This is a genomic window from Spirochaetae bacterium HGW-Spirochaetae-1 (assembly GCA_002839375.1).
In the GTDB taxonomy this organism is placed as follows: domain Bacteria; phylum Spirochaetota; class UBA4802; order UBA4802; family UBA5550; genus PGXY01.
Genome location: PGXY01000007.1, coordinates 274,222 through 289,658, shown reverse-complemented (window position 1 = coordinate 289,658; position 15,437 = coordinate 274,222). Strand labels below are relative to the sequence as shown.

General features: G+C 49.8%; 13 protein-coding genes and 1 pseudogene. 9 read left to right on the top strand and 5 right to left on the bottom strand.

Annotated features, from left to right (window positions below; all coding sequences use genetic code 11):
• Positions 1-16 precede the first annotated feature (16 nt).
• The 4 genes from CVV44_14795 to CVV44_14780 are packed head-to-tail and all read right to left on the bottom strand — an operon-like array spanning position 17 to position 5,662.
• Entirely contained in the window at positions 17-2,068 is a 2,052-nt protein-coding gene (locus CVV44_14795) for a hypothetical protein (protein PKL37612.1), read from the bottom strand.
• A gap of 11 nt (positions 2,069-2,079) precedes the next feature.
• Entirely contained in the window at positions 2,080-2,454 is a 375-nt protein-coding gene (locus tag CVV44_14790; protein PKL37611.1) for a response regulator, read from the bottom strand.
• Positions 2,451-4,994 (bottom strand): hypothetical protein, encoded by a 2,544-nt coding sequence (locus tag CVV44_14785; GenBank protein ID PKL37610.1) that lies wholly within the window; start codon positions 4,992-4,994, stop codon positions 2,451-2,453. The genes CVV44_14790 and CVV44_14785 overlap by 4 nt, the downstream gene beginning before the upstream one ends.
• Entirely contained in the window at positions 4,994-5,662 is a 669-nt protein-coding gene (locus CVV44_14780; protein PKL37609.1) for a hypothetical protein, read from the bottom strand. Before CVV44_14780 ends, CVV44_14785 begins: the two co-directional genes overlap by 1 nt.
• A 293-nt stretch (positions 5,663-5,955) precedes the next feature.
• Here CVV44_14780 and mraZ point away from each other — a divergent pair, with 293 nt between their 5' ends.
• The 9 genes and pseudogenes from mraZ (at position 5,956) to CVV44_14735 (ending at position 14,739) form a co-directional block, all read left to right on the top strand.
• Positions 5,956-6,393, top strand: a complete 438-nt coding sequence (gene mraZ / locus CVV44_14775) for a division/cell wall cluster transcriptional repressor MraZ (protein PKL37608.1) — start codon at positions 5,956-5,958, stop codon at positions 6,391-6,393.
• Between the two features lie 33 nt (positions 6,394-6,426).
• On the top strand, positions 6,427-7,386 hold the full coding sequence (locus CVV44_14770) for a 16S rRNA (cytosine(1402)-N(4))-methyltransferase (GenBank protein ID PKL37607.1): 960 nt from the start codon (positions 6,427-6,429) through the stop codon (positions 7,384-7,386).
• 3 nt (positions 7,387-7,389) lie between these two features.
• Positions 7,390-7,656, top strand: a complete 267-nt coding sequence (locus tag CVV44_14765; GenBank protein ID PKL37606.1) for a hypothetical protein — start codon at positions 7,390-7,392, stop codon at positions 7,654-7,656.
• Entirely contained in the window at positions 7,643-9,184 is a 1,542-nt protein-coding gene (locus CVV44_14760) for a UDP-N-acetylmuramoyl-L-alanyl-D-glutamate--2,6-diaminopimelate ligase (GenBank protein ID PKL37605.1), read from the top strand. Before CVV44_14765 ends, CVV44_14760 begins: the two co-directional genes overlap by 14 nt.
• The gene (locus CVV44_14755; protein PKL37604.1) at positions 9,181-10,569 is read left to right on the top strand and encodes a UDP-N-acetylmuramoyl-tripeptide--D-alanyl-D-alanine ligase; all 1,389 of its coding nucleotides are present in this window, start codon (positions 9,181-9,183) and stop codon (positions 10,567-10,569) included. Before CVV44_14760 ends, CVV44_14755 begins: the two co-directional genes overlap by 4 nt.
• Positions 10,570-10,579: 10 nt before the next feature.
• Positions 10,580-11,665 (top strand): phospho-N-acetylmuramoyl-pentapeptide-transferase, encoded by a 1,086-nt coding sequence (locus CVV44_14750; protein PKL37603.1) that lies wholly within the window; start codon positions 10,580-10,582, stop codon positions 11,663-11,665.
• A gap of 106 nt (positions 11,666-11,771) precedes the next feature.
• Complete coding sequence (gene murD, locus CVV44_14745) at positions 11,772-13,166, top strand: UDP-N-acetylmuramoyl-L-alanine--D-glutamate ligase (GenBank protein PKL37602.1); 1,395 nt, start codon at positions 11,772-11,774, stop codon at positions 13,164-13,166.
• Positions 13,157-14,311: a putative lipid II flippase FtsW gene (gene ftsW / locus CVV44_14740; protein ID PKL37601.1), complete on the top strand. Its 1,155-nt coding sequence runs from the start codon at positions 13,157-13,159 to the stop codon at positions 14,309-14,311. Before murD ends, ftsW begins: the two co-directional genes overlap by 10 nt.
• Positions 14,287-14,739 (top strand): annotated as a pseudogene (locus CVV44_14735) (hypothetical protein). Before ftsW ends, CVV44_14735 begins: the two are co-directional and overlap by 25 nt.
• A 270-nt stretch (positions 14,740-15,009) precedes the next feature.
• On the opposite strand, the gene CVV44_14730 reads toward CVV44_14735, so the two are convergent.
• Positions 15,010-15,351 carry a hypothetical protein gene (locus CVV44_14730; protein PKL37600.1) on the bottom strand — a complete coding sequence of 114 codons (342 nt, stop codon included), beginning with the start codon at positions 15,349-15,351 and terminating at the stop codon, positions 15,010-15,012.
• Between the last annotated feature and the right edge of the window lie 86 nt (positions 15,352-15,437).

Genomic DNA, 15,437 nt, shown 5'->3' with positions numbered 1-15,437 from the left:
CGCATTCACTGCAAATTCATTTGTCCCGAAGAACCTGGGAGCATTTCTCCAGTAATGCATTGACGGTGAAGGGTTTCTGGATAAATTGAATATCATCCTTTCTCAAGCCATTACTGATGATAATATTATCCGTGTAGCCGGACATATACAGTGCTTTTGCCTCGGGATGGTGCTCAAGGATACGATTAAAAACCTCTGGACCTTTCATTCCCGGCATAACCACATCGGAGAGCACCAGGTGAATGGAGTGTTGATATCCTTTAGCTTTTTCTATCGCATCGGATGCCGTCTCTGACAGTATTGCGGTAAATCCATGTTCCATGAGAATTTTACTGATAAGGTTTCGAAGAGAAGGATCGTCCTCCACGACCAGGATTGTTTTTGATCCTGATCTCAAATTTTGAACTTTCCGATAATTCTTTGGAGGCTCATTTAATTCAACACACAACGGTAAATATATAGTAAATGCGGTTCCCTTGCCTGGTTCACTGCTGACAAATATGTTCCCTCCATGCTGTTTGATGATACCATATGAGGTGGCAAGTCCCAGACCGGTGCCTTTATCCGCTTCTTTGGTTGTATAAAAAGGTTCAAATATCTGTTCTTGAGTTTCTATGTCCATGCCGCAGCCCGTGTCGCTCACCAGAATCATGGCATAATTGCCGGCTTTAATATTGGGCGTTTTTTCTATGAAAGCACCGTTCAGTTCAATGCCCATGGTTTCGATTGTCAGCGTTCCGCCATCGGGCATGGCGTCCCGGGCATTTACCGCCAGGTTCATCAGAACCTGTTCCAGTTGTGTAATGTCGGCTTTTACTGTAAGTGGTGCTGAATCCAGGATCAGCCTCATCTGAATATCCTCGCCGATCATATGGCGTATAAGTTTTTCAAATCCCGTTACAACGGCATTTACATCAATGGTTTTTATTTCCAGTACCTGATTTCTACTGAAAGCTAATAGTTGTCTGGTGAGATTACCGGCCCTGATTCCGGCCTGGTATATCTGGTTCAGTTTTTCATATTGGGGATGGTCCTTTCCCAGGGATTCCATGGCAATGTTGCCATACATCAGTATGACTGACAACAGATTGTTGAAATCATGGGCGATTCCGCCCGCAAGTCTGCCGATGGATTCCATTTTCTGGGCCTGGTAGAGCTGAGCTTCAAGATTTCTCTGTATTGTATCGGCCTGTTTCTTCTCCGTGACATCCCGTATGAGACCGATGAAACCGGCCAGCTCCCCTTCATCAGTACGCAGATAAAAAATACCGACTTCACCGGGGAACACCGTCCCGTCCTTTTTTTTGAGATTAACGGCGTATAGAAATGAAGAATCGCCGGTATGTTCTCTGAGTGCGTTGCCGAGCCTCCTGAATTCATTTTCGTTTTCGTATATAAGGAGAGAATTTTTTCCTGATATTTCTTCGAACGTATAGCCAAACAAATCGATAAAGGCCCGGTTGCAGTCAATCATTCGTATTTCCGTGTCGGCAATTATAATAGCATCCCGGATGCTGTTGTATAATGACCGGTATCGATTTTCACTTTGCTTCAGAGTTTTTTCAGTCTCGCTTCGCGCCTGAACCTCTTTTTCCAGTTCCAGCATCTTTTGCTCGAGTTTTCTCACCAGGCGCTCGTTGTAAAGCTTGAGAATTTCTTCTTCCTGAGGTTCTTCATTTATTGCGGTGATATTGCCGCGCTTGTCGGTCGACATGACATCATGGATAGCTTCTATGAATATGTCAGGCTCGCATGGTTTTATAATGAACCGGTCTGCGCCTATCTTGAGGGCAAAGGCCTCATCCAGGGGGCCGGTGTAGGTGGCTGTGTAAATAATAAAGGGGATATGGCGCAGTTTTTCATCTGCCCTGACTTTTCGACACAGTTCAAAACCATCCATCACCGGCATGAGGATATCGCTGATGATCAGGTCAAAATTACTATTTGTCAGCAAGTCAAGAGCCTCGGCTCCGTTAACGGCTGTCTGTGCCTCGTACCCGTTTCCCTTGAGAAGTGATTCCAGCAGATATCGGTTTTCAAGGTTATCATCGACAATGAGAATTTTCATCGGATTTCTCCTCACTCTTTATCAGGAAGGTAATGAATAATTTCATCCACAAATGTTTCAGGGTTGATGGGCTTTTCGATATAACCGGTGGCCCCTGCAGCCAGAATCTGTTCCCGGTCGCCTACCATAGCATAGGAAGTCACCGCAATAATGGGAATGCCCGATAACTCATTGTGTCTTTTTAACTCCGCCGCGACCGCATACCCGTCCATTTCGGGCAGCTGGATGTCCAGCAATATCGCCCGTGGTTTGTGGCGCAATGCCATTTCGATTCCCAACCTTCCGTTTTCCGCACCGATGATTGTGAATCCATGTTTCTCCAGCAGAAAGCGCATCATATAAAAATTCTGTTCATTGTCTTCAATTATCAAAAATGTATCGTTCATGATAATCCCCCTGGCTCTTTTGGAATACTGATCGTGAAGGTGCTTCCCTGTCCCAAGACGCTTTTTACTTCGATGGCGCCTCCCATCATATTGAGAAGCTTTTTGCAAATGGAGAGGCCCAGGCCGGTCCCTTCGTGTTTGCGTGAAAGACCCGTATCGATCTGATGGAAGGGTTGGAAGAGTTTGGAAATTTCATCGGCTTGAATTCCGATGCCGGTGTCGGAAACCGACAGGAAATAATGATCGTTTTCATTCCAGAAGGTGACGCGAACATGGCCTTTTTCAGTGAATTTAATGGCATTATTCAACAGGTTGATAATGATCTGTTCAAGACGACGCTGGTCGGCGGTAATTGTATCGATATCTCCCGGGTTGTCTACTTTTAAATCAATACCCTTTTGTTCTGCAAGCGGAGAAATCAGTTTGACCATTTTATCAATGGATGCCTTTAGATTAAAAGATGATATGGACAGATCAAGTTGGCCTGCTTCAATCTTGGAAATATCCAGCACATCATTGATCAGGGATAGAAGATGGCGGGAGCTGTTTTGAACCATGGTCATCTGCTTATGCTGTTCTTCATTCATGGGCCCGGCCAGTCCCTGAAGCATAATACCGGTAAAGCCGATGATCGAATTCAAAGGAGTGCGCAATTCATGGGACATGGTGGCCAGAAAAGCTGATTTGATCCGGTCGGCCGCCTGGGCCTTTTCCATGGCCGCAGCGAGTTCGGCCGTGCGCTCATTCACGCGCTGTTCGAGGATTTCCGCATGGCGCCGCAGGTCATCGTTAAGCAGACGGACCTGTTCTTCGGCCTGTTTGCGATCTGTTATATCGGAGCCTATGCTCAGGACCTCTTTTATCCGTCCCGCATCATCAAGCACGGCCTTATTCGTCCAGTCGATCCAGACCGATTCGCCGGTACTGAGCATGTTTTCGTTGATATTACGTTCGAATTTTTTTGGATTGGTGCAGATTTCTTCTATCAGTTGACGTAAGTCTCTGCCCGTTGTTTCATTCTCCGGGACTATTGTTCCTATCACGTGCCGGCCGATGATTTCCGCTTCCGTGTAACCGAAAAACCGCAGGCCAAATTCGTTTAAAAAAGTAATCTTACCGTCACGCGACCAGCGAAGGATGATGCTGTTGGCCAGCATCATCAGCTCACGGTATTCCCGTTCACTTGCGCGCAACGCTTCCTCCATCTGTTTTTGTTCGGTCACGTCACGGACGGTTTCAATGGCGCCGCATTGACGGCCGTTGTGGTCGTACAATGGAGCCGCCACGCCCCACAAGTGGGCTCCCTGGCCGTTTCTAAGGCGAGGGATGTAGGATTCCGCGTAAAGCCTGTCTCCTTTTCGCTGGATATATTTATAAGTCTCTTCAATCTCCTGTATGGGCAGGTTGAGGAGGTCGATGAGAATTGGACGTCGTTCATCGAAGAAGGGCTCGGCATAAGCGAAATTTCCTTTGCCGAGCAGCATTTCCTTCTTTACGCCGGTCATGTCTTCGCACGCCTGGTTCCAGGCGATGATTTTATTGTCCTGATCGACTACAAATGTCGCGTCGGGAAGAAACTCGACAATATTTACAAACTGATGCAGCGCAGCCTGCAGTTCCGTGGTGCGGGCATTCAGCTGATGTTTTAAAACAAAACTTCCCGCCAGGCTTGTCAGCAGTACGATGCTTATTACGAGACCGAAGATTTTCAACCACGGCGGTACATTAAACCTGACTTTCTCGGCCGTCCATTTTTTCATTGACGCATAGTATGCCGATTGAGTGTCTTTTTTCAGAATAGCCAGATGGCTGTCTATTGAATCCAGCAAATGTTTCGGATCTCCTTTGGCTGATGCGAAATAAAGGTCGGAAGGTTCAAAAATCACCGCCGTGTCTTCGAGGCCGAATTTTTTTGCATTCATGATTCCATAGAAGCGGTTGGTAATGACGGCATCGGCTTCACCAGCCGCGGCCATTTTAAATATGGTATTGTAATCCGCAATGGGGATCAGGCTGATGTTGAGGCCGAACCCTTTGCTCAGGCGGGCGAACGCTTCCTGCTGAATAGATCGTTCCAGGACGAGAATTCGTTTTCCGTCCAGGTCCAGTATCGATTTAATCCTGTTTCCCCTGGGAGCATAAACATGATACCATGAGGAAAGAACCGGAATTTTATGAAACCCGAATTTTTCAGCCCGTGTTGCCGAATATGCAACATCGGGCATAAGATCGATCTTCCCTTTTTCCAGACGATTTAATCCTTCGCCCCATGTGCCGGATTCATAGTGGAGCTTCCAGTTTTCCGTTTTTGCGATATTCTCTATTATATCTATAAAAATGCCCGAGGGTTTTCCCGATTCATCGGTAAATATTTTGGGAGGGTTTTCATAGAGCCCCACGATTACCGTCTTGTCTCCGGCTGTCGCCGGTAAAATGTTCGTACATAACATAAGCAGTGAGAAGATGACCAGGCATGCCCGTTGTCCCGATTGGGGCGTTTTATCATTTTTAATTTGGTTTGCCGGTTTGTTTTTCGTCATCAGTATTTTAGCGCAAACTGGAATCCAATGAGCTGTCGCGAGAATTCCCAGTGCCTGTTTATTTTTGACAAATCAATTCTATAATATACTCCGAGATGGATATTGCTGTAAACATTTTTATTTATACCGAATTTGATTCTGTTGAGCATGATTGATTTAGCCCTGTTTTCATAAAACAGCTCCCATCCCGTGTAGGGCTGCAGGAAAATGTCATGGAGAGAGATTACAAGGTAGTTTTTTATTCTATAATCATGCCATTCCGGTGTTATCCGGTATTCATATCGGATCTGGTTTGAAAATTTAAAATGAGAGAAAATGACAGAAGTGTTTAAATTCATGCTGGGTTTTTGTTCAAGCAGCCAGTCGCCATCGTCATCCTGTGAATAGGATTGCTGATAGTAAACCAGCAGGGAGAGCCAGGATAAAGGCGTCTGATACTGCAGCCCTGTTCCGAGTTCAATGTAGTCATAAGTCGAAATATTGTTATTGATTTGTTCAAATACATAGCATATTAATTGAAATCTTTCATCAATGGTGCCGTAGAAATTCTGATCTATGCGAAGAGAGTTATCATGCCTTGCAAAGAGGAATGAAGTTTCCGGATATATAAACAGCAACATTAGGACAATGCCTGAAATATGGATTATATGCCGTTTGCCGTTTTTCATATGGGCTCATTTGTGGGCTTCCGGGGCTTAAATAGTCTTTCCCTCTCATTTTTTTTTGCCGCCTCTCGATACTGACCGTCCTTTCCTTAATTATAGGACCTGGTTTTCCCATATGTCAATGCCTTTAATGACTTTATTATTATTGCTATTGAATGCTGAATCCAGATTGTCTTCTTATTTTAGGCCATTTTGCTTTCTTTTTTACTTGACAATTATGTCTCATTGGTGCATAAGTGGGGAAGCGTGGGGATTTGTGTCGAATTGTTCCAAAAAATGGTGAGGTTTGCCGAATAATGTTCATGGGGGAATATCATCCTGCTCTTGATGAGAAGGGGCGTGTGGCCGTACCAATGCGGCTGCGCAGGGCCTATGGCGGCGATGTTCCCATCGATAAGCTGATTATCACCCATGGTTTTGATAAATGCATAATGGCCTTCCGGGAGAATGACTGGCGGGAGTTTGTTGAGAAAAAGCTCATGCCCCTGCCGCAGGCCGATCCGAAAAACAGGATGCGTCTCCGGTTTCTCCTGGGCGGCGCCAGTGAATGCGAACTGGATAAGCAGGGACGGCTCATCATCCCTCCCTATCTCCAGGACTATGCCGGGATACGGAAGGACCTGACCATCCTGGGCATGTATGATCGCATCGAGATATGGTCCGAAGAGGTGTATCGTGAGTATAAGCCCAGCGGGGATTCCCTGGAGTCCTTCGCGTCGGAGCTTGGTTTTTGAGTCGGATATATCCGGCGGTTAATGAGACATAATATGGGGGAAGCGGTGGAAAAAGATTATGCTCATACTCCCGTGCTCTGGCGCGAGGTGATGAACTATGTGAAGGAATCCCCCTTTGGCGGGCAGGGATATTTCGTCGACTGCACCCTGGGCGAGGGCGGACATTCCGGAATGCTCCTGGAGGCTTTCCCTGATCTGCGGATCATTGCTTTTGAGAGGGACGCTGAAATTCTGGAAATCGCCCGTAAACGGCTTGCCAAATTCGGGGACCGGATAGAGTGTATCCATGCCAATTTTTCCGAACTCCCGGAACATCTTGATGAAAGGAATATTAAGGCCGCCTACATTCTCTATGATTTCGGCATATCCTCCTTCCATTTTGACAGAAGCGGCCGGGGATTTTCGTTCCGCGACGATGAGCCGCTGGACATGAGGCTGAACGCCACGGGCCAGGACCTGGACGCGGCATATGTGATAAATCATTACACCCGGGAAAAACTGGCTGATATTTTTTACCGCTACGGTGAAGAGCGGTGGTCCCGGAGGATCGCCACGGTGTTGTGTGACAGAAGGCAGGAGAAGGATATTACCACGTCGGGGGAACTGGCTTCCATTGTCCTCGGTGCGATTCCGCGCAAGTTTCATGTGAAGAATATACATCCCGCGACACGCGTTTTCCAGGCTCTCCGTATCGAAGTGAATGACGAACTGACGGCTATTGATGCGGGCATTTCCGCGGCATACCGTTACTGTGTTCCCGGCGGCAGAGTCATTGCCATATCCTTTCATTCTCTGGAGGACCGTATCGTGAAAAACCGTTTCAGGGAACTGGCGCGGGGATGTACCTGCGGACGGGAGCCGAAACACTGCATCTGTACGGAGAGGGCTCTTGTTTCCATTCTGACAAAAAAACCCGTGATTCCCGGCGAAGAAGAAATGGCCGTGAACAATCGTGCCAGGAGTGCGAAGCTGCGGGTTTGTGAAAGGTTATAATGTATGAAACACCTGGTTATTGTTTTCTGCATGTCGCTTTTTGTTCTGATCTTTGTATGGCAGAACGTGGAAATGATGAAAATGAAGCTGGAATGCCGGAAACTCAGCGCCGTGGCCGGGGAGCTTGTAAAGGACAATGACAGGATTCTTTTCGGCATCGAACGGTACAGGAGTATGGAGAATGTGGAGCATCATGCCCTGCGAAGCGGTTTGAAAAAAATAACACCGTCGGATTTTGATGTTGTGATGGTTCAAAATGGAACAAAGTGATATTAATATAACAAGAAATCTCTCCGATCTGCTGGATCAATGCCGCCAGAGTGCAGAGCTCTATTCCTCCGGTGATCTGAAGGAAGTGAAAGTAGTAGCCGTGGAGTATGATTCAAGGAAGGTGACGGAGGGAGCGGTCTTTGTCGCCGTCGAGGGATACGAAACGGACGGCCACGGATTTATCGATGCGGCCATTGCCAAGGGAGCTGCTGCAGTGGTGGTTTCCAGGAAAAGGGCCGGAGAATTCCTGCATCTCGACAGGAAAAGTATAACGCTTCTGGTTTCGGACAACACCAGGAAGGCATTGTCGTGCCTCTCGGCTTCCTTTTACGATAATCCGTCGCGGAAGATGAAGGTCATCGGCATCACGGGTACCAATGGAAAGACTTCGATCACCTACATGATCGAATCGGTTCTAAAGGAAAACGGCCTGGAAACGGGCGTTATGGGAACGATTAACTACCGCTGGGGCGGAGTGGAGCGGCCGGCGCCCAATACGACGCCGGAGTCGAGGGATATGCAGGAGATGTTTTACCGCATGCACCGGGACGGGGTCAGGGCCGTGGTCATGGAAATATCCTCACACGCACTCGAGCTGAACAGGGCCGATGATATTGACCTCGATGCGGCAGTATTTACCAACCTGACGCGCGATCATCTTGATTTTCACCATGATTTTGAGGCCTATTTCAGCGCCAAGAAGCGCATCTTCTCCATTCTCGACAGGAGCATAAAAGAAAAAAAAATCGGCATCGTGAACGGCGATGATGAATACGGTGCGCGTATCCTGAAAAACCGGAACAACTATTCCTATCCCATTGTCAGTTTCGGCGTGGACAGCGACGCTTACTTCAGAACCGACAGAAAATCCATCGTTAACGAGATATCGGGACTGAGCTATGTCCTGGAAAGCCCCGAGAAGGGACTGTCCGTTAGTCTCCAGCTTGCCGGGACTTTTCACGTATATAATTCCCTGGCGGCCCTGGCAACACTGGTTTCTCTTGACGTTCCCTATGCGGTCATACAGCAGGGGCTTAAAAAGCTGAAGAGCGTTCCGGGCCGTTTCGACACCATCACCACGGGCCTGGGTTTCGGCGTCGTTGTAGATTATGCCCATACGAGCGATGCCCTGCAGAAGCTTCTTGATTCGGTGAATGAACTGAAAAAAAACAGGATCATCACGGTCTTCGGGTGCGGCGGCGACCGTGACAGGACCAAACGGCCAATTATGGGAAAAATCGCCGTGGATTTTTCCGATCACGTCATCATCACCAGTGATAATCCCAGGACCGAGGAACCCGATGCCATCATCAGAGACATAACGGCGGGCATTGAAAAAATTAACTATGATGTGGAGAGCGACCGGGAAAAGGCCATTGCCATGGCCGTAGCCATGGGAGAGCCCGGTGACATCATCGTTATCGCAGGGAAGGGGCACGAGGACTACCAGATACTGGGCCGGAGCAAGATACACTTCGATGACCACGAGATAGCCTCGAAATATATCCGGGAGCGCGAAAAGGTATGAAGGCCGACTATGTCATAACTGCCGGTGAGGCGGCCCGGGCCTGCGGGGGACGGATCATCTGCGGTGATACGGCAACCGTACTTGGTTCCATCTCGACGGATTCCCGCGACCTGGGCCGGGACTGTCTTTTTATTCCCCTGGCGGGGGAGAAGTTCGACGGCCATGATTTTATCCCCGCCCTGGCGGAAGGCGGCTTGGTCAGGGCCGTTTTTGTCATGAAGGACGGTTTTGAGGAACTGGCGCGGCGAAGCAATATAGTTCTCGTCCGCTGTGACGATACGCTGCGCGCCCTGGGTTCCCTGGCGGCGGCACACCGCCTGACAAAGAAGGCGCAGGTCATCGCCATCACCGGCACCAACGGGAAAACCACGACCAAGGAGCTCCTCGGCGCCATGCTGCAGGGACATTACCGAACACTTAGAAATGAAAAGAACTACAATAACGAGATCGGCGTGCCCTTTACGGTCCTGGGTCTTGCCGATTCTCATGAAATGGCGGTCCTGGAACTGGGTATGAACCACCGCGGAGAAATAGAAAGGCTCTCGCGCATCGTCAGGCCCCATTGCGCCGTCATTACCAATGTGGGCGAGGGACACCTGGAGTTTCTCGGCACCGTGGAGAATGTGGCCCGCGCCAAGAGCGAGATATTCGCCGGCATGGAACGGGGATCGACGGTGTTCGTGAATGCCGAGACGGAGTGCCTTGATATTGTCACGAGCGAGGCGCGGGAACGGGGATGCGAAGTCAGAACCTTCGGGCTTACGGATCGCGCCCATATCCGGCCTGAATCATACCGTCTTCAGAGGGACCGCGTGGAAATAACATACCGGGGCGAGAATATCGGCGCACCGCTTTACGGAATTCATAACGTATATAATCTCATGGCCGCCGTGGCCGTGGCGGAAAAATATGATATTTCCATTGAGGAAATAAAAAAATCCCTTCTTTCCTTTAATAATGTTGACGGCAGAAGCCAGATGATAGACAGGGGTTACGTTCTTATCAATGATACATATAACTCCAATCCCCTGTCGTCGCGATACGCGCTCAAATCCGTCAGTATGATATTCCCCGAAAGGCGCAAAGTGGCCGTATTGTCCGACATGAAAGAGCTGGGCGACGGCGCAGAGCGTTTCCATGCGGAGATCGGCAGGGCCGTGGGAGAGAACGGTTTTGATCTTCTCTGTGCCTGGGGGAGTATGGCTGCGGACTATGTAAAAGGCGCCGGTGAAAGCGGCATGACTGACGGCCGGGCCCGGGAATTTGAAAGCAAGGACGATATGGTACGGTTCCTGAAAGGGACCCTTACGGAACATGACGTGGTCCTGGTGAAAGGATCACGTTCGATGAAGATGGAAGAAATTATTCAGGCATTGAGCAGGTGAGGGAAGAGAGATGTTTTATCATTTTATTTTACCATTGCAGGAATTTGTTTCCTTTTTACGGCTGTTCCAGTACATAACCTTCAGGTCAGCCTATGCCGCCGTTACGGCACTTGTGCTGGTACTGCTTCTGGGGAATGTCATGATACAGTGGCTCCAGCGGCTGAAGCTGAAGGAGGAGATCAGGGAACTTGGTCCCCAGAGCCATCAGGCCAAGGCCGGGACTCCCACCATGGGAGGGATAATCATCCTGGGCGCCGTTACCGTGTCCATCCTTCTCTGGGGCAATTTCACGAACCGATATCTGCTTCTGCTTATTTTCGCTACGGTGGCACTGGGTGCCCTGGGATTCGCCGATGATTACATAAAGGCCGTTATGAAAAAAAAGGACGGGCTTCCGCCGCGAGGGAAGCTCTTTGTGCAGTTTGTCGTGGCGCTCATTGTGTCCCTTTCGATATATTTCTTTCCATCAAACCCGGCCCATACGAGCACGCTCTTTGTTCCTTTCGTCAATGAGGCGATATTTGACCTGGGCTGGATATGGGTTGTTTTTTCCGTCATAGTGATCATAGGGTATTCCAATGCCGTCAATCTCACCGACGGCCTCGACGGGCTTGCCACGGGTTCCGTGGCAATAGTAGTGGTCGTCCTGGCCATCATGACCTATATTACAGGCCACGTGAAGATTGCCGCGTACCTGCGCATACCCTATATCAGCGACGGCGCCGAGCTGACGGTTTTCCTCTCGGCCCTTGCCGGGGCCCTGCTGGGATTTCTCTGGTTTAACAGCAACCCCGCATCGGTGTTCATGGGTGATACGGGTTCCCTGGCCCTGGGCGGCGTCATCGGCATTGTGGCCGTTATGATAAAGAAAGAGTTCTTCCTGGTTATCGTGGGCGGCGTGTTCGTTCTCGAGGCCCTGTCCGTGGTAATCCAGGTGGGGTCCTTTAAGCTGAGGAAAAAGCGGGTGTTCAAGATGGCGCCCATACATCATCACTTCGAGCTCTCGGGCTGGCCCGAGCAGAAGGTTGTGGTGAGAATCTGGATACTGGGGATAATCCTGGCAATCCTGGGATTGAGTTCGTTAAAAATATTGTAGGGAACGGTTTAACAACCGTTCCGTACTAATAGAAAATATGTTCCGTACCAATATATGCAGGGTCGGGTTTGAAACCCGACCGTACAAAAAATTGTAAATAAATAGTATGAATATAAAAGGAAAAGAAATAAGGAAGGCACTGGTCGTGGGTCTGGGATACCGGACGGGACTGGCCGCGTCAAATTTTCTTTCGGCGCGGGGAGTGGACGTCTCGGTCTCCGATAAAAAAAGCGCCGAAGACCTGAAGGATGTCATCTCCAGGCTGAGTCCGGGAGTTCAGGTGCGTGCCGGCGGACAGGACCCGTCCCTGCTGGATGAGGGATTCGACCTGGTTGTGCTGAGTCCCGGTGTGCCCCGGAGCATTCCCCTCATCGCCGCGGCCTATGAAAGAAATATCCCCGTCATCGCTGAAATAGAACTCGCATACACGTTTCTCCGGGGAAGCATCATTGCCATAACAGGCACGGACGGCAAGTCAACAACGACGACACTGACGGGGCATATCCTCCGCGAACTGGGTTTTCAATCCCTGGTGGGAGGCAATATCGGCATCCCCCTCGTATCCCTTGTCGATGAAAGCGGTGACGAATCCATTTCAGTCATAGAGCTTTCCTCCTTTCAGCTGGAAACCATCGATTCCTTCAGGCCCGATGCTGCGGCCATTCTAAACGTGACCCCCGATCACCTGGACCGGTATGACGGCATGGATGACTATTTCGGAGCCAAGAAGCGCGTTACTCTCAACCAGACCGCTGATGATTTTTATATCTACAACCTGGACGATGAAATACTGCGGGCCCGCCTCGATGGCGTGAAGGCCCATATCCTCACCTTTTCACTTAATGATACTTCGGCCGATGCCTTTTACCTTGACGGTTCCGTATATATCAGGAACGGGAGCAAGCCGGTGAAGGTGATTGACGCGGACCGGCTTTTCATCATGGGATTCCATAACGTGCAGAACGTCATGGCCGCCCTGCTGCTGGTTATTTCTGTCTTTGAAAAACGGGGGATAATACCGGATTTTACGGCCCTTGCCGGGGCATGCTATTCCTTTCAGGGTCTGGAGCATCGTATGGAGCGCCTGGGAACATTCCAGGGACGCGAATTCATCAATGACTCCAAGGCCACCACCGTGGGCGCCGTGACCATGGCGCTTCGGAGCATCACCAGGCCCGGCGTTCTCATTCTGGGAGGACGTACAAAGGGTGATGATTATTCACGCCTGAGAGATGAGATCGCAGGCAGGGTGAAATCGCTGGTGCTCATCGGCGAATCAACTAACGATTTTTCCGTCGTTTTCCGGGATTTCCCCTTTGTGGAAGCCGGGAGCATGGATGATGCCGTTGTGAAGGCCATGAAGGAGAGCAGCGAGGGGGATATCATTCTTCTTTCGCCGGCCTGCGCCTCCTTTGATATGTTTATGAGCTTCGAGGACAGGGGAAGAGTGTTTAAAAATTCCTATAATAAACTGGTGACGGGGGAGCTGCCGTGGACCTGAAAGCTGTCATAGATACGCGGCGGAGGGGCGAGCCCGATATGGCGCTCTTCATCATTGTTTTCATTCTGGCGGGAGTGGGTATCGCCATGAGTTACAGCGCCAGCGCCGTGCTGGCCATGAAAAGCATGGGAGATTCTTTCTATTTTCTCAAGAAACAGCTTCTCTGGTTTCTCATAGGTCTGGGAGCCCTGCTGGTTTTTCAGGAACTGGATTACCGTATTTATTTGCGGCACACAAAGGTCATGCTCCTTGTATCACTGGTACTGCTTGTCATTGTCCTTGTGCCCGGTATCGGTCATAACGTGAAAGGGTCGGCCCGGTGGATAGATTTGGGGTTTTTCCGCCTGCAGCCCTCGGAGTTCGTGAAAATATTCATGGTTATTTACCTGGTCAAGGTTTTTTCATCGGAGGGCAGCAGTCACAATGTGGTCCAGGTTCTTGTTCCCATTATCATTGTGGCTGTGATGTTTGTTCTCATTATGATGCAGCCCGATTTCGGCACCGCCGTGGATCTTCTTATCGTTTCAGTCCTTATTTTATTTGTATCGGGTTTTCCTCTTACCTACATTCTGTCCCTGTTTGTCATCAGTATCCCCATGTTTTATCTCCTGGTATACCAGGTGGATTACCGCCGCGACAGGATGCTGGCTTATCTTGATCCATGGAAAGACCGTTTCGGCAATGGATATCACATCATACAGTCATTCATTGCTTTCAAAAAGGGTGGACTTTTCGGCGTGGGGCTGGGATTCGGAACACAAAAAATCAGCCGCCTGCCGGAGCCTCACACGGATTTCATTTTTGCAGTTATGGCCGAGGAGGTGGGATTCTTCGGCACGGCCTTCATGGTGGTGCTCTACTGCCTGCTGTTTATGCGTGCCGTGTCCATCGCTCTCGCCGCTCCCGATGCGTTCGGCCGGCTTCTTTCCATAGGGCTGGGCCTTCTGCTGGTAGTGCAGGCCTTCATAAATTTGGGAGTGGTAACCGGGAGCCTGCCCACCACGGGAATTCCGCTTCCCTTTATCAGCTATGGCGGGTCGTCCTTTCTTTCGAGCATGATAGCGGTGGGAATCCTTCTCAATATTTCACGGTACCGCGAGGTAGTGCGGCAGGAAGCAAAATTTACACAAGAGGTCTGGCAGTGAACGATACGACGGCAAAAACAATACTTATCGTGGGCGGCGGCACGGGTGGACATATCAGCCCCGGCATTGCCCTGTATGAAGAGGGAGTGGCGCAAAGCGTACGTTGTCTCTTCCTTACGGGGGCAAAAGACAGGCGTTTTTCATCGCTGGGCGATATCAGGGAGGGTGATCTCCTTTATTATAATGCCCCTTCCTTTACCAGGAATATCTTTAAAATCCCTTTCTTTATACTGCGATTCGCCTGGGCCGTTATCAGGGCAAAAGGCCTGATAAGAAAAAACGGCGTTGATGCCGTGGTAGGCATGGGCGGTTATGTATCGGCACCGCTGCTTTTCGCCGCGCGCATGACGGGTACCAAAATATTCCTCTGTGAACAGAACACGGTACCTGGCAAGGTGACCCAGTTTTTTGAAAAGCGCGCCGTACGGCTGTACGGTACATTCAGGGAGTCCTGCGATTATCTCAAAAGGGCCGATATTTTTGTCCACGCCGGGAATCCCATCAGGAAAGGAGTCATAAAGGACGTATCGCGCGACGAAGCGAAAAAATCATTTCACCTGGAACACTGCAAGAAAATTATTTTTGTTATAGGCGGCAGTCAGGGGGCCCTTAATCTCAACAAGCTTACATTCGGGCTGAAAAAGGAATTTAGCGGTGACCTGAAGGACGTGGGTATAATCTGGAGCACGGGAGCCTTTTCATATGACTCGTACAAGGAAAAGGTTCAGAACGAGATAGACGGGGGCTCCATCTATATATCTCCCTACATAGACAGGGTGGGGCTCGCTTACCGGGCAAGCGATATCGCCATCAGCAGGTCCGGAGCCGGTGTCATGATGGAACTGGCGGCAACGGGGCTTCCTTCGATCCAGATACCCTATCCCTTCGCGGCCCTGGATCACCAGGATAAAAATGCCGATGTATTCGAGCGTGAAGGGGCTGCCGTAAAGATAAAGGACGCCGAGGCCACGCCGGGGAAGGTGGCACCCGTGCTTTTCGGCCTGCTCAACAATCAGCGGTCTCTCGATAAAATGTCGCAAAAAGCACTGGCCCTGGCAAAAAGTGACGCTGCAGGGGTTATAATCGGGGATATCATTAAAAATATCTGACGCATGGTAAATTGAAA